The following is a 20,003-nucleotide window of genomic DNA, read 5'->3' on the forward strand; positions in this document are numbered from 1 at the left end:
TATCGTGCTAGACCGGCTTCACAAATGCCAACACAGCTATGGTTAGCATCGCAATCACGATGCCTAGATCAGCACCGGGAATTCTTCTTATAGCTGCTCCAGTTCGAATGCAATGACGTATTCGCCCGGAACGGAATCCATGCAAGGCGGAGAGCGCGACGACGAAAGCCAGCTTGACCAGCAACCATCGTGATGACAGCCATCCTGCGCTGAGCGCCAGTGATAACCCGAAGATCCAGGTCAACAACAATGCAGGTGTCGTGACAAGGAGATCAAAGCGCTGCAATGCAGCGAGCATCCCTGCTTGTTCTTCCGGTGGGGACTGCGAAATGACATTTACTATCCTTTCTTGCGCAAGCAAGCCGCCTACCAGAAACACCACCGCTGTCACGTGCGTCGCCACCAAATAGGGATAGAGCGCCGCAATCATCATCAGGCCTGTCCGATCTCGTTGAATATTCTCGCCCGTTCACGTAGCCACCGGATATTGAGATAGCCGCCGAATGGCAGGAACGCAACTGCGAACAATCGAAGCATTTCACGTTTATGCCAGCCGCCGCCGGCTACAGTTTGCAAGGCAGTCCATAGGTACGCCAAGAATGCGATCCCATGTATTGGCCCAAGTAGCTTCGAGCCATACGGCCAATCCCCGAAATGCCTGAGAGGTGCCGCAACGAACACTAGCAGGATCAGAGTTGTCGCCTCGACGATCGACGCCTTCTCCAGGCGCCTCAGTTGTTTGGATTCAATACTTCTGATTTGATCGAGTGAGTTCTTTTCTGCCTGTGCGCTTGTGGTCATGACTCATCCGCTGGGTGGCTCAATATGTCAGAACAATCCAGGCGCCTGATTGATGCAGGCATGCCTCGACCTTGTTCAATGGTTATGTTTTCAGCGACTTTCCTCTCGCCGGAAGCGCAAGTATGTCGACATGTCGGAAGTTCGCCAATTGGCTAGAATGCCTTCTATCGAAGGATTCTCGCCAATCAAGGGAGCGAGTTCTGTGAAGCAAAGTGCAGTACACAGGGTAGCCATCCTGGCGTTTGATGGCGTTGTGCCGTTTGACCTGACGATGGCCTGCGAGATGTTCGGGCGCGCGCCCCTCCCGCCGGGGAAGATCCCATACGAGGTTCTCGTATGCGCCCAGTCGAATCGTATTCGAACAAAGTTGTTCGACATGCGTATCCGCTGGGGCTTGAGCCATGCCGTGAATGCCCAGACTGTCATCATTCCGGGGCTCGACAATGCCCTTTCCCCTATCCCCAACACCCTGCTGGAAGCCATCCGAGCAGCGGAAAAGAATGGTGCGAGGATCGCATCGTTGTGCAGTGGCGCCTTCATCCTGGCACGCACGGGGCTGCTAGATGGCATGCGTGCCACCACCCACTGGCGTGGTGTACAACTTCTGGCAGATCTCTTCCCACAGGTCACAGTCGACCCCAATGTTCTTTTCGTGGACAACGGTCGGATACTCACCTCGGCAGGCGCGTGCGCCGGAATGGATCTGTGCCTACACATGATTCGACAAGACTGCGGCAATGCCGTTGCAGCAGACACAGCACGATGTGCCGTCATGCCTCTTGCACGAGAAGGCGGGCAGGCGCAGTTCATCGCCTACGATCCCCCTGGCGCACCTTCCAATCTCAGCCCATTGCTGCAATGGATCGAAGAGCGGCTAGATCAAGATTTAACCCTGAAGGACATGGCTGGGCGGGCTGCGATGAGTAGCCGCACCTTGAATCGACGGTTTCAGGAACAACTGAACACTAGCCCTCTCCAGTGGCTTCTAAGGGCGCGTGTCAGGCGTGCGCAGACTTTGCTAGAAACGACAAACCTACCCGTTGAGCACATCGCTAGTGCAGTGGGCTTTGGAAGCCCCACCTCCCTGCGGGAACATTTCGGCCGGATCGTGGGAGTCAGCCCAACGGCCTATCGAAAATCCTTTAATCCTGTGCGCTGAACTGCCTGGACGAGTTCTCACTTGAACTCCGCACTGAACTTCCTTCGCTTCGACATGAACACTCCTCAGGGCCTTCATCGGCCTCCTTGTAAGTGTCCGTGATATCGGGGGTGAACCCGATCGGACGCGTCTTCGGACACGTCGAGCAGTTGGCCGATCACTCGGAAAGCGGCAGCCAACCGCAGGAACTTGGGCGGTCGCGCTATCGCCAGCTCATCAAGCCGCCTTGCTGTGTCCTCTATCGCTTCGATGGGTACGCAGTCCGGTGAAAATGGTCAGCGCGGCCACCAGCAGCCCGTCCGCCAGCGGCGCCTGGCCTAGGGCGACGAAGGCCAGCCCCATCAGCCCCATTGCCAATGGCATCAGCAGCAGGGTCAGCCGCAGGTTCCGCTGCAGCAGTGCGCCGGCCAGCGATGTGCCCGCGAAGTTGGCCACGCCGAAGCCCAGCAGGATCGCCGACAACCCGTTCACGCCCACTCCGGCCACGTGCTCGAGGAACGGCCGCAGGTAGGTGAAGAAGGTGAAGTGGCCGACGAACACCAGCAGCACCGCCATCATGCCGCGCGCCATCTGCGGCCGCCGCATCACTTCCAGTAGCGTGCCCAGGCTGGCCGAGCCGCTGGGCGCCATTCTGGGCAGGGTACGCCACTGCCAGGCCAGGGCCAGCACGCCGATCGCCGCCGCCATCAGGAACACGTTGCGCCATCCCACGGCATCGCCCAGGTAGCTGCCCAGCGGCGCCGCCGCGATGGTGGCGACGGAGACACCGCTGAACACGATCGACAGCGCTCGCGGCACGTCCTGCTCCGGCACCAGGCGCATCGCCGTGGCCGCGGCCATGGTCCAGAAGCCGCCCAGGGCGATGCCCAGCAGCCCACGTCCCAGCAACACGGCACCGAGGCCGGGGGCGAAGGCAACTAGCAGGCTCGAGCCGATCAACATCACCGAGAAGGCCAGCAGCACCCAGCGCCGGTCGATGCCGCGGGTCGCCGCCGCGATCACCAGGCTGGTGGCCAGGGCCAGCGCCGCGGTGGTGGTCACGGCCTGGCCGGCCATGCCCTCGGTCACGCCGAGGCTGGCGGCCATCGGGGTCAGCAGGCTGGCCGGTAGGAACTCCGCTGTGACCAGGCCGAACACGCCCAGGGCCAGGGCGAATACGGCACCCCAGGCCGCCTTCTGCGGGGGCGCGGGCGTGGCGTGGCCTGGCTGCGCGGGATGGCTGGACTCGATCATGTCGTCGTTCTCTGCAAGGGGAGGTCAGCGTCTCGGCAACGGAATGTTCCGGAATGAGGGGGGCATGCTGCTTCGCAACAAGCCTGATCGGACCGGAGGGCCGCCACAGCCCCGACGCAGATGGCCGGACCGTGGAGCGACTCCGCTGGCTACATGCCGATAGTCTCGACCCTCACACCAATGTGAGAGTCAAGCGGGTGAAACGGCGTATCCATGCCCCATGAACCGGGCCCCCACGCGCTCCTCTCCATCGGCGAACTGGCGTGCTGCAGCGACGCCAGCGTCGCGCTCAATCCACCACTACGAGAGCACGTCCTGTTGCCCTCCGCGCGTGCCGGCAACGGTTACTGCACGTTCCCCGGGGCCACGGTGTCCCAGGCGCGTGAGCCGGAATGGATCTGTGCCTACACATGATTCGACACGACTGCGATCAACGGCCTGTACAAGGCCGAGGTCATCCACCGGCGGTCCTGGCGGAACCTGTATAACGTCGAGTTGCCCCCCCTGGAGTGGGTAGCCTGGTTCAACCACAAGCGGCTGCTTGGGCCGATCGACGACATCCCGCCGGCCGCCGCCGAAGCAAACTACTATCAACAGACGCGTGAGATCGCCATGGCGGCGTGACTCACACCAACAAGTCTCCGGAAATCTCGGGACGGTTCACTGACGTCGGTCGACTATCGAGGATAGGGGTACTTCAGAAGCCTGCTAGGCCTCTTCTACCAGCATCTGGCGCAGCCGTGCGCGTCGCTGTTCAAGGTCCGCGATCTGCCGCTCTATGGAAGCGAGTCTCCGGCGTTGCACTTCACTCGTTTCAGGACACGCTGCAGCGCCTTCGATCATGCGCATGCAATCGGGAAATCCGCGGATTTCCGCCAAGCTGAAGCCTGTGGCGATCAACCTCTGGATCTGACGGACCTGAGTGACGGCGACTGGGAGAAACATCCGATAGCCGTTTTCCGCGCGTACGGAAGCTAGCAGTCCGTTGTCGTCGTAATGCCGGATCGAGCGCCGGCTTGCTCCTGTCTTGTGGGCGAGCTCGCCAATGGTCATGGGGCTTTGAGGCTTGGACATGGGCCCACTGTACCATTTCCCCGCTTGACACTCACATCAATGTGAGGCTTGAGACTAGGCGTGTTCTAGGAACCGAGGAGTACGTGTCTATGTCTTTGTCGAAGCTTCGTGGTGCACTCGGCGCACTGATAGCGACATTCGCGCTACTAGCCGCCGCACCGGCTACGTTCGCCGCAACCCGGGATTACACCGTCACTGCCCCCGATGGAGTGGTGCTGGCCGTCCAGGAAGCTGGTGATCCCGAGGGTTCTCCCATCATTTTCATTCATGGCCTGCTGGGTAGCCGGCTGAACTGGACTAAGCAATTACAGGACCCTCGACTCCAGCATTACCGATTGATCACTTACGACCTGCGCGGGCACGGCCTGTCGGGCAAGCCGGCCGAGGCCAGCTCCTACACCGACGGACGCCGCTGGGCCGATGACCTGGCCGCGATCATCGAATCGACACACGCGCACAAGCCGGTGCTCGTGGGATGGTCGCTGGGCGGTGCCGTGATATCGAACTACCTGGCGGCCTATGGCGACAAAGGTATCGCCGGCGCCGTCTATGTCAACGGAGTGATCGAACTGAAGCCCGACCAGATCGTGGCGCACCCAGAAGTCTATCGCGACATGATCGCTTCGGACTTGCAAACCCACTTGGACGGCGAGCGCGCTTTCCTGAGGCTGTGCTTCCACCGCCAGCCCGACGCGACCACGTTCTCCTTGCTGCTGGCCAACGCCGCGCTGGCATCGTGGGACATGCAACGTGCCGTGCAGTCGATGACGGTCGAGGCAGCCAAAGGATTGAGCAAGGCCGAGGTTCCGCTCCTGCTGCTCTACGGCGCCCAGGACGCGCTCGTGAAGGCCAAGCCCAGTATCGCCAGGGCCAAGAGCCTCAACCCACGAATCCGCAGCGAGCTGTATGCCGATTCGGGACACGCGCCATTCCTCGAAGAACCGGAGCGCTTCAACCGGGACCTGTCGGATTTCGTTCGCATGGCTCTTTCACGCTAGCGATCCATACCGTACGGAGTTGATGATGTCGGGTATCGACGGCATTGCATCGTGGAACTCATTTGCTGGATTCTCAGAGTTGCACATCGAGGCGGGCGGCGTGGCGTTCCGCGGCGTCACTGGCGGCTCCGGAGGACCGCCCGTGCTGCTGCTACACGGCTACCCACAAACCCATCTTGCATGGCGTCATGTCGCGCCACGGCTGGCACAGTCGTTTACGGTCGTGGCGCCGGACCTGCCCGGCTACGGTAGCAGTCGGGCTGACTCGGATCGGCCGCGCTGGACCAAGCGCCGCGTGGCCAACGCCTTGATTGCCTTGATGGCCAAACTTGGACACCGCCGGTTTGCCGTTGTGGGACACGGGGGCACGCGCCGGATACCGCCTTGCGCTCGATTACCCGGGGCATGTGACGCACTTCGCCTCGCTGGCCGTGATTCCGACCCTGGATGCATGGGATCTGGTGGACGAACGATTTGGACGCACCAATTTCCATTGGTTCTTCCTGGCCCAGCCATTCGGGCTCCCGGAAAGGCTGCTGTCCGCCGACCCGCAGGCATTCATCGATGCTGCGCTGGCCCGTATGGCGGGCGGGCTGGGCAATGTCGAGCCGTTCGCTCTCGAGGCCTATCGGCGTGCGTTCCAAGATCCCGATGTTCGGCACGCCATCTGCGAGGACTATCGGGCAGCAGCGCAGGAGGACCGCGCCTGCGATGCGGCCGACCGTGCCGTAGGCAGGAAGCTGTCCTGCCCCGTGCTTGTGCTTTGGCCACAAGGGTGGGAAGGCCCGTCCCCCATCGACATCTGGTGCCGATGGGCCAACAACGTCCAAGGCGTACCCATCCGGGGCGGCCACCTTCAACCGGAGGAGTCGCCAGAAGAGGTATTGGCAGCGATGCTTCCATTTCTTATGGGCACAGGGGCTTCCGGCATGCCGATCGCAGACTCGTCAGCCTAAGAATTCGACTAACTTGCACGCGACTGCCTCCGGCTATTATTCCGGCAAGAATTGACTGCGGTGGACGTAGTTGCGCCCATGAGAAGCATCCGCTCCAGCCAATGGGACGATGCCCTGCATGGAACTCAACAGCCCTCCGTTGGAACGGCTCGATCACACTCGCCAGCAGCTTCCACGGCACAACTTCCTGCATACGCCCCAGGAATGCTTTCCATCGGGTCACGGTTTCCTGCCTGCAAACTCGGCCGATGCGAAACTCAACTACCCGTGGGCTTCGAGCCCCTTGAGTACCCGTCATTTCATGCGTTAGAAGGGCCTCACCGCAATCAGCTGTTCACGCAGCCACTGATGTCCTAAATCTTCGTCAAAGCGCGGATGCCAACCGACCTGCAGCTGGAACGGATCGAATGCGAATGGGAGGTCGAAGCGGTCGATCATGTGATCAAAGCGGTGTAGGAAGCGCTCAGGCAACGTCGCCAGGCAGTTCGTGCGCTCAAGTATCGGTGGCACCGCTGTGTAGTACTGCACGGATACCGTGGTGTGTCGATAATGCCCCAGCTCTGCAAGAAAATCATCGATCCCACTGTGATAACTGCCATTGGTAGACACCAGCACATGCTCATAAGCGCAGTATTGCTCCAGCGTCATTGCAGCCGTGCCGCGAGGATGCCCTTTGCGTTGGGCCACCTGAAACCTGTCGTCGACCAGATCATGGGTGCGCAAACCAGGGGGCATGAAGGCTCGGGTGCCGATCACCAGGTCGATGCGGCCGCGAGCTGCAAGATCCAGGACCTCATCCCGGGGTATCTGGAGCATGGCCAATCTAATGCCTGCATACGACTGCTTCCGAATGCACTCGATGAGATCCAGTCCAATCGTCATCGCGGCATTGTCATTGAGGGCGATCGTGAAATCGCGCTTGGCCGTGCTGGGATCGAAAGCGTAGGGCGCCTCGACAAGATCCTCAAGCCGTGTCAGCAACTCATGCAGGGGTGATTTCAGCTGCGCTGCACGTGGCGTCAACCGCATACCTCGGCCGCGCTCGGCCGGCACCAGCAAAGGATCATCAAGCACCTGCCGCAAGCGGGCCAATTGGGCTGAGAGTGCAGGCTGGCTGATGGCTAAGCGTCGTGCTGCACGAGTGACGTTGGCCTCTTCAAGCAGAACATCCAACGACACCAGTAGACCCATGTCGTGCTTCTTCATAACTTTAATCTATTGCTAGCTACTATCAAATATCAATTTTACAGATCCATTCCTGGCGCTGTCTAATCTCGCTGTACACCCTGCTACAGGAGAATAGTCATGCATACCTACGAAACAAAGCTTGCTTTGGCCAAGCAGTTTCATGCCGCACTGACCCGCCGCGACTGGCAGGCGATCCGTAAGCTTCTTACCGACGATGCCACCTGGGTTCTGCCCGGAGACAATCAGATCTCTGGTCCAGCGGTCGGTGCGGAAGCAGTCGTTGCCAGAGCTGAGCTAATTGCCAGCTTCGGCCTGAATTTCGAGCTCAAGCACATTCTGGTAAGCCGGGATAATGTCGCGCTCTCGCTGCATAACACTGCACGCCGGAATGACCTCGTACTGGACGAGCATCTGGCTACGGTCTGCACCTTGCGCGATGGCAAGATCTCTGCTATCGAGACCTACCTGTCCGACCTGCCGGGCATGAATGCCTTTTTTGCCAGGGACTGAAGGTTCGAGGTCAAGGCGACGCCCTCGGTCGAGAGTGGAGCTTGGCCGAGCTTGCCGATGCCCATGCCGTCATAGCCCGATCGGCGAACTCGGCCCGCCATTGCTATCGCGCCGAGTCAGGCCTGCGCTACCGGCTCCTAGGAAACCATCATGGCGTCGACTTGGTCACGTCAGCGCAGTTCACTTGCGCTACGGCCATGACGCCTATATGATTCGTATACGTTTCATATACAACTAGACACATGGGTATCGTGAACATCGACGACGATCTGCATGACCAACTGCGCAAGGCCAGCGCAGTATCGTGCCGGTCGATCAACGCACAGGCAGCCTTCTGGATCAGGATCGGCATGCTGTGCGAAATGAATCCAACGCAAAGCTTCAACGATATCGTTGCCCGTGAACTGCGGGCCGCGGGCGTTGTGGCACAACCCATCAAGATGGGGGCGGCATGACCAAGCGGCCAGAAGAAATCGCGCTGATGGCGGAGTCAGGCCAGCTTTTGGCACAGGTGTTCAGCCATCTTGATCGGCTGAATCTGATTGGCATGTCCACGATGCAGGTCAATGATCTGGTCGATGACCTCATCGTCCATGAATTCAACGCACGCCCGGCCAGCAAAGGGCAATACGGTTACGCCTACGCGCTAAACGCCTCCCGCAACCATGTGGTCTGCCACGGCGTTCCTTCCGCCGAGGACATCCTGCAGGACGGGGACATCGTCAATTTCGACATCACGCTGGAGAAGAATGGCTACATCGCCGATTCCAGCAAGACCTATCTGGTGGGCCAGGTGTCGCAGCCGGCACGGCGGCTCGTGCAAGTGGCTTATGAAGCGATGTGGAAAGGCATCCAGGCTGTCCGCCCAGGTGCCACGCTCGGTGACGTGGGCCACGCCATCGAGCGGCATGCCCGCAGGAATGGTTATTCGATCGTCCGGGAATACTGTGGGCACGGTATCGGTCGTGAAATGCACGAGGACCCCCAGGTTTTGCACTGGGGCAAGCCGCGAACGGGGCTAGTACTGCGCGAAGGCATGGTTTTCACCATAGAGCCGATGGTGAACCAAGGACGACGTGCCATTCGAACTGAGGACGACGGCTGGACGGTGGTTACGCGCGATGGGCAATTGTCGGCTCAGTTCGAGCATACCGTTGCTGTCACCGGGAACGGTGTGCGTGTCTTGACGCTGCGCCCGGGCGAAAAGGCGTTGCACTGATCCAGTGTGGTAGCGATACGGACTTTCGCTCAGGATCTGACTTTGACTTCGGGTAAGAACACGCCGTTGCCGGCGTGCTCTCCTCATAGAACAGTGCATGAGATTCCACCCCGTTAACACGGACACTTCCGAGCAAGCCCATATCGAGCAAAAGAAGTGTCCATGAAACGAAAGAAATACAGCCCCTAATTCAAGCGGATGGGCATTGAACTGGCTCGCCGTTCAGAGGCCAGTCGCTGCAGATTACCCAGGAAATTGGAATAGCCCCGAGGTGTGTCGATCAGGCGCTTGCGCTTCTTCCTGGTGAGCAGCTTGCGCTGCTTGAGCCTGGCCACCGGGATGATCCACAGGCCCCGGTCGAGGTCGAACTGATCGGGCGTGGCGAAGCGCAACTCGCCAGTGCGCACACCGGTGAGCATCAACAGCCGCAAGCCCAACTGCGTGTTCAGGCGACCGCGGTACTTGCGCAGCGTCTGCAGCATGACTGGCAGCTCGTGCATGCGCAGGAACGGGTTGTGTTCGACCGGCGGCAATGGCAGCGCGACCACTTCCAGGTCCCTGGACGGGCTCTCGCCCATGTTGGGAATCGCCACCGTGGCGTAGGTGAACAACTGGGTAAACCAGGTCCGCAGCTTCTCGGCCACGGACAGCGAGCCGCGCTTTTCCACCTTGCCGATGATGTCCAGCAGGTGTGCGCGGGTGATCTCGTAGATGGTCAGGTGCCGCAGCGAGGGGAACACGTCTTTCTTGAAGACGCGCCCGATCTGTTCCAGGCTGGTCTGCCGTCCTTCCTCCAGCGAGAGCCGGCGATGGGCCAGCCATTGCTCGTAGACGGCCATGAAGGTGTGCTCGCCGGCCAGGACGATCGCGTGCCGCTTGCGCTTGCGTTCGCTGTGGGGATTGACGCCCTTGGCGAGCAGCGAGCGGGCTTCATCGCGCAGCGCGCGGGCGTCCTTCAGGGAAAGCGCCGGGTAGTTACCGAGGGTGATGCGCTCGCGCTTGCCAAACCACGAATAGCGGAAGTGCCAGGCCTTGGTGCCGATGGCGGAAACGTAGAGATAGAGGCCGTCGAAGTCGGCCAGCGCGTATGGCTTGCCGGTGCACTTGGCCTGCCGTGCCGTGAGGTCCGAAAGCATGATCCCAACTCCTTGAAAGCGAGTTGAGTGCCATGTTTCCCGTCGGGCCCCGGCTCCCCCAGCAACAATGCGGAACTGGGAAGCTCCGCATTGCGATGTACCACCTGATGTACCGGTTTTGACCGGCTGTCAGTGGATTTCGCTGGACGTCACTGGAACGGGTTTTCCGAAAAAACCGAACCGTGACAATGACTTGCAACACTCCATGGACGTCCTTGGAAAACCCTGGAAAGTCGAAGTGGAGCGGGTGAAGGGAATCGATCCAATCATTCAACCCATTGATTAATAACGGGTTTCCCAAGTTCGGATGTCCGGTTTGGGCCGTAAATGATACCAGTTTTGCCCTCCTGATGGATAGATGCATCCACTGCGGTCTTAGGGCAGCCACTGACAGCCACTGACAGCCACTGAGTTGTGTGCCCAGCGGCCTGCTCCTAAGCGAAGCGACATCAGGCGCCCTGAGCTTGTGCTACATGCAGAGCTCTGCTCTCGAATCGCACGGAAACAGAGTTCGCTTGCCCCTGGGGCCTATGCAGGTGCGTCACGATCTCGTAGGGGCCGTCGTCCAGCGGGCGCATGCTGATTCCCCATCCATGGGCGCGCTTGATGCGCGATTGCGCGGATACCCCGACACCGTAGCCGGCAGAAACCCATAGCGCCATCATCTCGAAAGACGTGACGTACTGAAGATTCTGCTGGTCAGCAGGCGGGTGCGAGAGCAGCCGATGATCCAGCAGAGAACACGTCTCAGCCCGCCAGCGAAAGATCGGGTAGTCCTGTAGATCGGCGACGGTGAGCGATGCCTGATCCAGCAATGGAAACCGCAGCGGCATCGCAACGGCCATGCTCTCAACCCACAAGGGCTGGGTTTGGATGACCGGATCGCTCGATCCTTGAAGCGACACCCCTACGTCGTAGCAGCCTTCACGAAGTCCATCAAGCAACTCGTCACCTGCAACCTCAAAGAACCCGATGCTGACCTCTGGTTCTTGCGCACGTTGCAGCTCGAGCAGCGCCGAAAGCCGACATGACGATACGCCTGGCGCTATCGCAAACCTGAGGTGGGCGGGCTGGCTGGTGATGTTGTTCATGGAGAACCCACAGAAGCGACAAAGCAGGTCAAGGGCAAACCAGCATCATAGTAAAGAGAGAACTTTAACGTCTATATGTTTAACGTGGTTAATTTAAGAGGATTGTTTGACGCTTCTGCCGATGCAGAAGCTTACTATTCAGCCAGGTCGTCCACCTGGAACACCCACCTATGAATCCGAACCAGCATTAGCTTTCGGGCGGGCCGTGCGCGCGGCCCGCGTCGCGCACGGCGTCGCTCAAGACGACTTTGCATTTCAGGCTGGAATATCGCGTTCACACATGGGCAAGATCGAACGCGGGGAGCATGTGCCGACGCTTCCCCTGATACTGAAAATTGCCGCCGCGCTCGGGATCAGCGCCAGCGAGTTGATGGCGGCGACTGAAAAAAACCTCAACTCTGGCAGTGAGCCGCAAGACTCGCCATAAACAGCCGCGAACTTCAGTTACAGCTCGTGCCGCCGCATCAATCGCCCGAGTGCTCGCGCAGGCGCGCAATGAACCGCTCCACCGATACCGGCATGCTCTCGCTGGTAGGTCGCAGCAAGTAGGTCGTGATGATCGCGGAATCCATAGCCAGGGGGCGGATCACCACATCGGGGCGCGGGCTCGCCGCGACCCTGGTTGCCGTGATGAAGCCAACGCCGTAGCCAGCACCGACCAGGGTGAGCATCATATCCAGCGAGGACACATGCTCGACAACGTCGGGCTCACGCTCCAACGGCCGCAGCAGCCGCGTCAGTTCGCGGTAGCAGCCTTCGCATGTCTGCGGGTCGCATAAGACCAGTGGGTAGCTCGCAAGCTGGTGCAGCGGAACGGCCTTGTGTGAAAGCAAAGGGTGCCGGGCAGGTACGGCGACCACCAGCGAGTCGTGCCAGAGCGGCTCGGTCACGATGTCATCGCCAACCTCCGCCGTGTGCGCGAACCCGATCGAGAAGTCGCCCGAGCGTAGCCCGCGCAACTGCTCGGCCAACGGCACTTCGGACAGACGAATCTCGATCTCCGGCTCTTCCTCGCGGCAACGGGCCAGGAGGGCTGACAGCCGGGGATCGATGGCGCCGTCGGACACTGCAATGCGAAGGCTTCCGCTCAGGCCCGAGGCGACCGCCTGGACGTTCTCCTGAGCCTGCTTCAGCGCGGCGAACACCCTGCGCACGTCTTGCAGGAAAGTCGCGCCCGCCTCGGTAAGCACCGTACCTCGGCGGTTGCGCACGAAGAGCACCGCGCCCAAGTCGTCCTCAAGCTCCTTGATGGCGCGGGACAATGGTGGCTGTTCGATATGAAGGCGCTCGGCGGCCCGTGTGAAGTGCAGCTCCTCTGCGAGAGCCACAAAGCAGCGAAGGTGTCGCAGTTCCATGGGCCGTGCTCCTGTTCCCTATCAAGGATCTATTCGCACCAGTTTTCGTCCGCAGGAGCCTGCTGGATGCACGCTATTCCACGGCGTTTCTGGTGCGATCCGATGGACTCATCACCTACTCGTCCATGCCAGATCACTGCATTTACGCCTCGAAAATGGTTATCATAATGCAGCACATTAGCAAATCAACTTAGATTTCTAGACGTCTTTCTACACAGACCATATACTTTCGGCAGAAATCTGCATAAGCATTCGCTAACCCGAACGAGCCAACCAGAATGCCCCATCAACAGCTTGCCGATCTAACCCAGCCACAGCGCGACCGGCTCGCGTTCGTGGAGTTGCGCGTGCGCTTCATTGGGGAGATGCGTCGACAGGACTTGGTCGCGCGCTTTGGTATCCAGTCCGCTGCTGCGTCCAGGGACCTGGCGCTGTACAAGGACTTGGCTCCAGGCAATATCGACTACGACGGTAAAGGCAAGTTCTACGTCCTCGGCCCGAGCTTCCAGCCGATCTTCGATTTCCCGCCCGGGCGGGTGTTGTCGTGGCTGACACAGGGGTTTGGCGACGGTGAGCCGATGCACATCAAGGCCTGGGTGGCCAGCGAGAGCCCGTCCCGGCTCACCCACCCTGACCTGGACATCCTGGCGAGCGTGACCCGTGCCATCCACTATGAATGCCCGATGGGGATCGAGTACCACTCCATCTCCAGTGGCCGCACCGTGCGGGAGATCGTCCCGTTCGCGTTGATTGACAACGGCCTGCGCTGGCACGTCCGTGCCTTCGACCGCAAATCGCAGGAATTCCGGGATTTCGTCATCACCCGGATCAAGCGTCCTGTGGTGCGCAAGGGGCAGCCCGTGGCGCCCCACGAGATGAGCGATCAGGACATTCAATGGACACGGATCGTCGAGCTGGAGCTGGTTCCTCACCCGGATCAGCCCCGGCCAGAAATCACTGAAATGGACTACGGCATGCGAGGCGGCGTGCTGCACATGAAGCTGCGCGCCGCCACCGCTGGCTACATCCTGCGCAAATGGAGTGTGGACTGCTCCCCCGACCATAGCCTGCGCGGCCCTGAGTACCGGCTTTGGTTGAAGGACCACCTCGCCATCTACGGCGTGCGCAATGCAGTGCTGGCGCCGGGGTATGCATCGCCGAGTGCAGAAACGTCGATTGCTGACTGAACGGAAACGACCATGAAGCTGATCCAAAACACCGGAACACAGCGCGTCATCGACTTGATGCAGCCCCACCTCAAGCACGGCAACCGACTCGACTGTGTAACGCCTTCGTTCTCTCTCTACGCCTTTGCAGAAATCCGGGAGGCGTTGTCTGCTCTGGATCGAGTTCAATTGATCGTGCCTCCTGACAACGAGGCACTTGAACTCTTGGGTACGGAGAGCGACCGCGCTGCACGCAATCGTCTGCAGGCACGCTGGTTGGCCAATCAATGCGCGAAATGGATCACAGAGAAAGTGGCGCTTCGGCGGGCATCAAAAGGGGTGCCACAGGGAGCTGCCGTTATGCGCGGGCCGGACGGGGCTCCTGCGCAAGTGATTCTGGGTTCTTTTGCCTTCAACACGTCTGGCCTTGGCCTGACGCCGGGCAACCCTCTGAACCTGATTCAGGCATCAGAAACGGTCGACGAAGCCGCGCAGCTCGCCCAATGGTTTGATCACCAGTGGGCAGGCTTGCATGGTGCTGATGCCACCGACTCCAAAGGCCAGCGCAACGAGAGCGAGTCCATCCTTGAAGCACTGCAGGCGCTGGGCGAGCACCGTGACCCCTTCACCATCTACACCTTGATGCTGCACCGCCTGTTTCAGGACAGCGGTGACGAGATGGACGAGGAGCGCATCGTCAAGTCCGCCACCGGCATCCGCAATACCGTGGTGTGGAAAAAGCTCTTCAAGTTCCAGCGCGACGGTGTGGTGGGTGCCATCGACAAGCTGAACCGCTTTGGCGGCTGCATCATCGCCGATAGCGTGGGTCTGGGCAAAACCTTCGAAGCCCTGGCCATCATCAAGTATCACGAACTGCGCAACGACCGCGTGCTGGTGCTGGCGCCCAAGCGCCTGCGCGACAACTGGACGCTCTACAAGGCCAACGACAAGCGCAACATCCTTGCGGCTGATCGGTTCAACTACGACGTGCTCAACCACACCGACCTGTCGCGCGATGGCGGGGTGTCTGGTGACATCGACCTGTCACATGTGAACTGGGGCAACTACGACCTGGTAGTGATCGACGAGTCGCACAACTTCCGCAACAAGGCCACACACAAGGGCAAGGAATCGCGCTACGACCGCCTGATGCGACGCATCATCCGCGAAGGCGTCAAGACCCGCGTGCTCATGCTCTCGGCCACGCCGGTCAACAACCGTCTGGCCGACCTGCGCAACCAGATTGCCTTTGCCACCGAAGGCGATGACGCCGCTCTGCTGGAGCATGGCATCGCCAGTATCGAGGCCACGACCCGCAAGGCGCAGGCGCAATTCAATCGCTGGCTGGCGTTGGACGAAGCTGAAAAGACCCCCACCCGGTTGGTTGAAATGCTGGGGTTTGACTACTTCACCCTGTTGGATCATCTCACCATTGCCCGCTCCAGGCGGCATGTGGAGAAGTACTACGGCACCAGCGAGACCGGCCGCTTCCCCGACCGACTGCCGCCCATCAACATCAAGGCCGACGTGGACCTTGCGGGCGAATTCCGTGCCATCCGCGACATCAACCAGGAAATCCGCCGACTCACGCTCGCCAGCTACGCGCCGCTGCGCTATGTGCTGCCCCACAAGCAGGCGGCCTACGACGCCAAGTACAGCACCCAGGTGCGTGGCGGCGAAAGTTTCTTCCGTCAGGCGGATCGCGAAGAAAGCCTGATCCACCTGCTGCGTGTGAACGTGCTCAAACGCATGGAAAGCTGCGTTTCGTCCTTCACCCTGACCGTGCAGCGCCAACTCAAGGATGTAGAGAACACGCTGGCGCGCATCGAATCCCATGCCGAGGCGCTGGAGGAAATCGACATTGCCGACGTCGATATCGACGACCCGGCGTTCGAGACCTTGTTGGTCGGGCGCAAGGTCAAGGTGCTGCTGGGCGATGTGGATCTGATTCGCTGGAAGCAGGATCTGCTGGAAGACCGCAACCGCCTGGCGACCTTGCTGGCGGCAGCCCGCCAAGTGGATGCCGCGCGTGATGCCAAGCTGGCAGCCTTGCGCGACATGATTGCCCGCAAATGCCTTGAGCCCATCAACACGCACGATGGCAAAGCCAACCGCAAGATCATCGTGTTCACCGCCTTCTCGGACACGGCGCACTACCTCTACGCCCAGCTTGCCCCATGGGCCAGGGATACGCTGGGCATGCATGCGGCGGTCGTCACCGGCAGCGCCGGCATCCAGGTCACGTTGCCGGGCCTGCGCAAAAGCATGGGCGATGTGCTTTCGGCCTTCGCGCCGCGCGCCAAGGAGCGCCCGCAAGACATGGCGGGTGAAGGCGAGATCGACTTGCTGATCGCCACCGATTGCATCTCCGAAGGGCAGAACCTGCAAGACTGCGACTGGCTGATCAACTACGACATCCACTGGAACCCGGTGCGCATCATCCAGCGCTTCGGGCGCATCGACCGCATCGGCTCGCCCAACCAGCGCATCCAGCTCGTGAACTTCTGGCCCAACATGGAGCTGGAGGAATACATCAACCTGGAGCAGCGCGTCAGCGGTCGCATGGTACTGCTCGATGTCTCGGCCACGGGCGAAGAAAACCTGATCGAGCAGCAGTCCGGCAACGCCATGAACGACCTGGAGTACCGGCGCAAGCAGCTGCTCAAATTGCAGGACACGGTCATCGACATGGAAGACCTGTCCACTGGCGTGGCGATTACCGACCTCACCCTGACCGACTTCCGCATCGACCTGGCGCAGTTCCTTAAAAGCCACCCCGGCAAGCTGGACACCCAGCCGCTGGGTGCTTATGCGGTCACCACCACGCTGGATGCCGACATTCCGCCCGGCGTGATCTTCTGCCTGCAAGCCTGCGGTGGGGCGACAAAGACCGCCACATCGTCCGACTACCCGCTCGCGCCGCACTACCTGGTGCATGTCGGCGATGACGGTACCGTGTTGCTGCCGTTCCCGCAGGCCAAGCGCATCCTGGATCGCCTCAAGCGCTTGGCGCTGGGGCGCGAACGGCCGGATGACAGTGCCTGTGCGCGCTTCGACAAGGCAAGCAAAGGCGGCGAAGACATGCGCCACGCCCAGAAGCTGCTCGCAGCGGCTGTGGCATCCGTCGCCGGCAAGCAAGAGGAACGGGCCGTGGCCAGCCTGTTCACGCCCGGCGGCACACACGCCATGAAAGGCGAGTTCGCCGGCAGTGGCGACTTTGAGGTGGTGGCATTTCTCGTCGTGCTGCCCGATGAACAAAGTATTTGATTACAAGGACCCGCATGAGCTTTCGCACCGCCGAACCCGCATTGAAAGATGTCCTCGATGGAATTGCATCGGGGCAAATCCAGCTTCCTGACTTCCAACGCGGTTGGGTGTGGGATGACAACCATATTCGGTCATTGATTGCGAGCCTCTCGCTGTCCTACCCGATTGGCGCAGTGATGTTTCTGGAAGCAGGCGGTGTGCCGTTCAAACCTCGCCTGTTTGCCGGCGTCAACCTGCAGCCTGCGCCTGCTCCAAAAACCCTCGTACTTGATGGTCAGCAACGCTTGACCTCCATGTACCTGGCGCTGCGCAGCGGCCAGCCCGTGCCGACACGCACGGAGAAAGGCGCGAATATTCGCCGCCTGTACTTCCTTGACATGACCCAATGCCTGGATCAGTCGGCAGACCGGGAAGACGCAGTTCTCTCGCTGCCGGAGACACTGCAAGTCACGTCCGACTTCGGCCGTAAAGTCGATCTGGATGTCCGCACACCTGATTTGCAGTACGACCAGCGGCTCTTCCCGGTGGCATTACTCTTCGATATTCAAGGTTTTATGGCCTGGGAAAGTGGCTTCAGCGCGCACCATCAGTTCGCAGCGGAAGCCATGCAGTTCATGCAGCGGTTTCGCAACGAAATCTGGCTGCGCTTCCAACAGTTCAAGGTGCCCGCCATCGAACTGACCCAGGACACGCCACGCGAAGCCGTGTGCCAAGTCTTCGAGAAGGTCAATACCGGTGGTGTCACGCTGACCGTGTTCGAGTTGATGACCGCCACCTTCGCAGCGGATGAATTCAACCTGCGCGATGACTGGGATGCGCGGCAGGAGCGACTGACCGCCAAGCACGATGTGCTCACGGCGGTGGATGGCACCAGCTTTCTCACCGCAGTCACGCTGCTGGCCAGCTATCGGCGGCACAAAGCGCTTGGCACATCCGTCAGTTGCAAGCGTGCCGACGTGCTGAAGTTGCCGCTGGCGGACTTCAAGGCGCTGGAATCCGATTTGGAGAAAGGCTTCAAGCGGGCTGCCGAGTTGCTGGCAGAGGAAAAAATCTTCGATGATCGAAGCCTGCCGTATGCCACGCAGCTTGTCCCGTTGTCTGCCATCTGCGCGCACCTGGCAGACCGCACGACGCAACATGGCGTCAAGCAAAAGCTGCTGCGCTGGTACTGGAGCGGCGTTCTGGGCGAGCTGTACGGCGGCGCCAACGAAACCCGTTTCGGCATGGACATCCAGGATGTGGTCGCCTGGGTCGAAGGCGGCAGCGAACCGCGCACGGTGCGCGACGCCAACTTTGCGCCGACGCGCCTGCTGTCTCTGCAAAGCCGCCTCGCAGCCGCCTACAAGGGGCTGGCCGCCTTGCTCATGAAACACGGTGGTCGGGATTTCGTCAGCGGTACGCCGATCGACCTCAACACCTACTTCAACAACGCCATCGACATTCACCATGTGTTCCCCCGTGCATGGTGCGAAAAGCAGAAATTGCCCAAGGAGAAATGGAACAGCGTGGTCAACAAGGCACCTCTGGCCGCTGGCACCAATCGTTTCATCAGCGGGGATGCGCCCAGCGTGTACCTCGCCCGCATCCAGAAAGCCAAGCAGGTGGCCCCCGATAGCCTGGACGAGTTTCTGCTCTCTCACGTGATTCCGGTGCCTGCGCTGCGCTCGGATGACTTTGATGCGTTTGTCCGCCAACGCGCCACCGCACTGTTGAAGCTGATCGAGCAGGCCATGGGCAAAGCCATTGCCGGGCGCGACAGCGAAGAAACGGTCAAAGCATTTGGAGCGGCACTGTCGTCATGAGCAGGTCGGATGTCGTCAGTGCCCTGTGTCTCCCGGATAGCGCGCGGGTGGATCAGCGCGTGCCCAAGAAGCTGTTGCTGGAGAACGGTGCGCCCACCGCGTCTGACAAGCGCTTGATCACCGATGCGATTGAAGACATTCAGTGGCTGGCCGCCCTGAAGCCCAACACCATCGGCGTGCCCGAGTACCGCGATACGCAGCGCGAATACCTGGAGGTCGCGGTGCTGGCCGTCACCTTGCGAGGGGCCATCACGCACGCCAGCCTTTCACGCTTTGCAGAGCTGGTGCACCGGGCCGTGCCTTACCCGGTGCTGTTGCTGCTGGATGAAAAGCGGGCTGAAGGGCCAACACTGACCCTCTCGCTGGCGCATAAGCGCTGGGCGCATAACGAGGCGGGCAAGATCGTGCTCGACGGCGATCTGGTGTCGGCCTCGCTGTTTCAAGCAGCCGATGGCTCACCTGGAGCTGATGCGAAGGCGGCGTCCCACATTGAGCAGGATTTCATGCAGTCGCTTGCGCTTGCGCGTCAGCCCCAGGCTTCGCTACATGCCCTCTATGAAGGCTGGATCGTATGCGTGCAGGCCCTGCACGCAGCGCGAAGGACGGGAATCTATCAAACCGCTGCAACACCCGAACAGACCGCGGCGCGACGACAGGCATTGATCGATTGCCAGCGGCTGGAAGGCGAAATCAGTCGCCTGCGGGCCGAGGCGGCCAAAGAAAAACAACTGGCGCGCCAGGTGGAACTGAACCTGACGCTCAAGCGCATCCAGTCCGAACTGGCCGCTGCACAACAACAGCTTTGAAGATTGAACGAATGACGGAGAAGACCATGGAAAAACTCAAGGCAGCCAGCCCGGAAGCCCAATCCGCCGACCTGGTGGCTGGCAATATCGAACAACTCAAGGCGCTGTTTCCGGAACTGCTCACGGAAGGCAAAGACGGCGTGGCTGAATCGCACCGGGGATCGCGGAGGCTTTTTGGTTAAAGTAAAACAGGTTCCACAGTCGGCGCTGCAAGTTGCCGATAGTATCGCGCTTCGGCCTCA

At 60.5% G+C, this 20,003-nt stretch carries 18 protein-coding genes and 3 pseudogenes; 13 read left to right on the plus strand and 8 right to left on the minus strand.

The genetic code is table 11. The features are described from left to right. Positions 1–7: 7 nt before the first annotated feature. Together ABD104_RS06640 and ABD104_RS06645 are read right to left on the minus strand one after the other, a co-directional pair. Positions 8–433 carry a CopD family protein gene (locus ABD104_RS06640; RefSeq protein WP_202883187.1) on the minus strand — a complete coding sequence of 142 codons (426 nt, stop codon included), beginning with the start codon at positions 431–433 and terminating at the stop codon, positions 8–10. Beyond that, positions 433–801, minus strand: coding sequence for a DUF3817 domain-containing protein (locus tag ABD104_RS06645; RefSeq protein ID WP_044061248.1), 369 nt, complete (start codon positions 799–801; stop codon positions 433–435). Before ABD104_RS06645 ends, ABD104_RS06640 begins: the two co-directional genes overlap by 1 nt. A gap of 157 nt (positions 802–958) precedes the next feature. On the opposite strand from ABD104_RS06645, the gene ABD104_RS06650 reads away from it, so the two are divergent. Beyond that, a complete protein-coding gene (locus ABD104_RS06650; protein ID WP_343927304.1) occupies positions 959–1,960 on the plus strand; it encodes a GlxA family transcriptional regulator in 1,002 nt (333 codons plus the stop codon). A 216-nt stretch (positions 1,961–2,176) separates the two neighbouring features. Here the strand turns inward: ABD104_RS06650 and ABD104_RS06655 are convergent, their stop codons facing one another. Continuing rightward, the gene (locus ABD104_RS06655) at positions 2,177–3,193 is read right to left on the minus strand and encodes an MFS transporter (RefSeq protein ID WP_343927292.1); all 1,017 of its coding nucleotides are present in this window, start codon (positions 3,191–3,193) and stop codon (positions 2,177–2,179) included. 429 nt (positions 3,194–3,622) lie between these two features. On the opposite strand from ABD104_RS06655, the pseudogene ABD104_RS06660 reads away from it, so the two are divergent. Further along, a pseudogene (locus ABD104_RS06660) lies at positions 3,623–3,817 on the plus strand (IS3 family transposase); the annotation flags it as partial. 84 nt (positions 3,818–3,901) lie between these two features. Here ABD104_RS06660 and ABD104_RS06665 read toward each other — a convergent pair. After that, on the minus strand, positions 3,902–4,267 hold the full coding sequence (locus tag ABD104_RS06665; protein WP_012492788.1) for a MerR family transcriptional regulator: 366 nt from the start codon (positions 4,265–4,267) through the stop codon (positions 3,902–3,904). Between the two features lie 89 nt (positions 4,268–4,356). Here ABD104_RS06665 and ABD104_RS06670 point away from each other — a divergent pair, with 89 nt between their 5' ends. Continuing rightward, positions 4,357–5,265: an alpha/beta fold hydrolase gene (locus tag ABD104_RS06670; RefSeq protein ID WP_343927293.1), complete on the plus strand. Its 909-nt coding sequence runs from the start codon at positions 4,357–4,359 to the stop codon at positions 5,263–5,265. 22 nt (positions 5,266–5,287) lie between these two features. Beyond that, positions 5,288–6,221 (plus strand): annotated as a pseudogene (locus ABD104_RS06675) (alpha/beta fold hydrolase). 306 nt (positions 6,222–6,527) lie between these two features. On the opposite strand, the gene ABD104_RS06680 reads toward ABD104_RS06675, so the two are convergent. Further along, the gene (locus ABD104_RS06680) at positions 6,528–7,427 is read right to left on the minus strand and encodes a LysR family transcriptional regulator (protein ID WP_230589615.1); all 900 of its coding nucleotides are present in this window, start codon (positions 7,425–7,427) and stop codon (positions 6,528–6,530) included. A 99-nt stretch (positions 7,428–7,526) separates the two neighbouring features. Here ABD104_RS06680 and ABD104_RS06685 point away from each other — a divergent pair, with 99 nt between their 5' ends. The 3 genes from ABD104_RS06685 (at position 7,527) to map (ending at position 9,138) form a co-directional block, all read left to right on the plus strand. Then, complete coding sequence (locus ABD104_RS06685) at positions 7,527–7,919, plus strand: nuclear transport factor 2 family protein (RefSeq protein ID WP_343927294.1); 393 nt, start codon at positions 7,527–7,529, stop codon at positions 7,917–7,919. Between the two features lie 242 nt (positions 7,920–8,161). Then, positions 8,162–8,374 carry a ParD-like family protein gene (locus ABD104_RS06690; RefSeq protein WP_009618131.1) on the plus strand — a complete coding sequence of 71 codons (213 nt, stop codon included), beginning with the start codon at positions 8,162–8,164 and terminating at the stop codon, positions 8,372–8,374. Further along, positions 8,371–9,138, plus strand: a complete 768-nt coding sequence (map, locus tag ABD104_RS06695) for a type I methionyl aminopeptidase (protein WP_001554377.1) — start codon at positions 8,371–8,373, stop codon at positions 9,136–9,138. The genes ABD104_RS06690 and map overlap by 4 nt, the downstream gene beginning before the upstream one ends. Positions 9,139–9,407: 269 nt before the next feature. Here the strand turns inward: map and ABD104_RS06700 are convergent. After that, positions 9,408–10,274 (minus strand): annotated as a pseudogene (locus ABD104_RS06700) (tyrosine-type recombinase/integrase); the annotation flags it as partial. A gap of 449 nt (positions 10,275–10,723) precedes the next feature. Beyond that, entirely contained in the window at positions 10,724–11,365 is a 642-nt protein-coding gene (locus tag ABD104_RS06705; RefSeq protein ID WP_343927295.1) for a substrate-binding domain-containing protein, read from the minus strand. 121 nt (positions 11,366–11,486) lie between these two features. Here ABD104_RS06705 and ABD104_RS06710 point away from each other — a divergent pair, with 121 nt between their 5' ends. Continuing rightward, positions 11,487–11,792 (plus strand): helix-turn-helix domain-containing protein, encoded by a 306-nt coding sequence (locus tag ABD104_RS06710; protein ID WP_071037998.1) that lies wholly within the window; start codon positions 11,487–11,489, stop codon positions 11,790–11,792. Between the two features lie 37 nt (positions 11,793–11,829). On the opposite strand, the gene ABD104_RS06715 is transcribed toward ABD104_RS06710, so the two are convergent. Continuing rightward, positions 11,830–12,720, minus strand: coding sequence for a LysR family transcriptional regulator (locus ABD104_RS06715; RefSeq protein WP_125277468.1), 891 nt, complete (start codon positions 12,718–12,720; stop codon positions 11,830–11,832). Between the two features lie 278 nt (positions 12,721–12,998). Here ABD104_RS06715 and ABD104_RS06720 point away from each other — a divergent pair, with 278 nt between their 5' ends. Genes ABD104_RS06720 through ABD104_RS06740 form a run of 5 tightly spaced genes read left to right on the plus strand, consistent with a single transcriptional unit; the run spans position 12,999 to position 19,943 of the window. Next, positions 12,999–13,907, plus strand: a complete 909-nt coding sequence (locus ABD104_RS06720) for a BrxR family transcriptional regulator (protein ID WP_343927296.1) — start codon at positions 12,999–13,001, stop codon at positions 13,905–13,907. A 12-nt stretch (positions 13,908–13,919) separates the two neighbouring features. Beyond that, positions 13,920–17,153 (plus strand): helicase-related protein, encoded by a 3,234-nt coding sequence (locus ABD104_RS06725; RefSeq protein WP_343927297.1) that lies wholly within the window; start codon positions 13,920–13,922, stop codon positions 17,151–17,153. A gap of 14 nt (positions 17,154–17,167) precedes the next feature. Continuing rightward, a complete protein-coding gene (locus ABD104_RS06730) occupies positions 17,168–18,955 on the plus strand; it encodes a GmrSD restriction endonuclease domain-containing protein (protein WP_343927298.1) in 1,788 nt (595 codons plus the stop codon). Then, positions 18,952–19,761 carry a DUF4391 domain-containing protein gene (locus ABD104_RS06735; protein ID WP_343927299.1) on the plus strand — a complete coding sequence of 270 codons (810 nt, stop codon included), beginning with the start codon at positions 18,952–18,954 and terminating at the stop codon, positions 19,759–19,761. Before ABD104_RS06730 ends, ABD104_RS06735 begins: the two co-directional genes overlap by 4 nt. 26 nt (positions 19,762–19,787) lie before the next feature. Further along, the gene (locus tag ABD104_RS06740; protein ID WP_343927305.1) at positions 19,788–19,943 is read left to right on the plus strand and encodes a hypothetical protein; all 156 of its coding nucleotides are present in this window, start codon (positions 19,788–19,790) and stop codon (positions 19,941–19,943) included. The last annotated feature ends 60 nt before the right edge of the window (positions 19,944–20,003 follow it).

It is taken from the genome of Pigmentiphaga daeguensis, assembly GCF_039523035.1.
In the GTDB taxonomy this organism is placed as follows: domain Bacteria; phylum Pseudomonadota; class Gammaproteobacteria; order Burkholderiales; family Burkholderiaceae_B; genus Pigmentiphaga; species Pigmentiphaga daeguensis.

Bases quoted from the DNA above. Each gene is read 5' to 3' on its own strand.
- ABD104_RS06715 (WP_125277468.1), bottom strand. From the start codon at position 12,720: ATGGAACTGCGACACCTTCGCTGCTTTGTGGCTCTCGCAGAGGAGCTG.
- ABD104_RS06740 (WP_343927305.1), top strand. From the start codon at position 19,788: ATGGAAAAACTCAAGGCAGCCAGCCCGGAAGCCCAATCCGCCGACCTG.
- ABD104_RS06640 (WP_202883187.1), bottom strand. From the start codon at position 433: ATGATGATTGCGGCGCTCTATCCCTATTTGGTGGCGACGCACGTGACA.
- ABD104_RS06720 (WP_343927296.1), top strand. From the start codon at position 12,999: ATGCCCCATCAACAGCTTGCCGATCTAACCCAGCCACAGCGCGACCGG.
- ABD104_RS06705 (WP_343927295.1), bottom strand. From the start codon at position 11,365: ATGAACAACATCACCAGCCAGCCCGCCCACCTCAGGTTTGCGATAGCG.
- ABD104_RS06665 (WP_012492788.1), bottom strand. From the start codon at position 4,267: ATGTCCAAGCCTCAAAGCCCCATGACCATTGGCGAGCTCGCCCACAAG.
- ABD104_RS06650 (WP_343927304.1), top strand. From the start codon at position 959: ATGCCTTCTATCGAAGGATTCTCGCCAATCAAGGGAGCGAGTTCTGTG.
- ABD104_RS06730 (WP_343927298.1), top strand. From the start codon at position 17,168: ATGAGCTTTCGCACCGCCGAACCCGCATTGAAAGATGTCCTCGATGGA.
- ABD104_RS06690 (WP_009618131.1), top strand. From the start codon at position 8,162: ATGGGTATCGTGAACATCGACGACGATCTGCATGACCAACTGCGCAAG.
- ABD104_RS06725 (WP_343927297.1), top strand. From the start codon at position 13,920: ATGAAGCTGATCCAAAACACCGGAACACAGCGCGTCATCGACTTGATG.
- ABD104_RS06685 (WP_343927294.1), top strand. From the start codon at position 7,527: ATGCATACCTACGAAACAAAGCTTGCTTTGGCCAAGCAGTTTCATGCC.
- map (WP_001554377.1), top strand. From the start codon at position 8,371: ATGACCAAGCGGCCAGAAGAAATCGCGCTGATGGCGGAGTCAGGCCAG.
- ABD104_RS06645 (WP_044061248.1), bottom strand. From the start codon at position 801: ATGACCACAAGCGCACAGGCAGAAAAGAACTCACTCGATCAAATCAGA.
- ABD104_RS06710 (WP_071037998.1), top strand. From the start codon at position 11,487: ATGCAGAAGCTTACTATTCAGCCAGGTCGTCCACCTGGAACACCCACC.
- ABD104_RS06735 (WP_343927299.1), top strand. From the start codon at position 18,952: ATGAGCAGGTCGGATGTCGTCAGTGCCCTGTGTCTCCCGGATAGCGCG.
- ABD104_RS06655 (WP_343927292.1), bottom strand. From the start codon at position 3,193: ATGATCGAGTCCAGCCATCCCGCGCAGCCAGGCCACGCCACGCCCGCG.
- ABD104_RS06680 (WP_230589615.1), bottom strand. From the start codon at position 7,427: ATGAAGAAGCACGACATGGGTCTACTGGTGTCGTTGGATGTTCTGCTT.
- ABD104_RS06670 (WP_343927293.1), top strand. From the start codon at position 4,357: ATGTCTTTGTCGAAGCTTCGTGGTGCACTCGGCGCACTGATAGCGACA.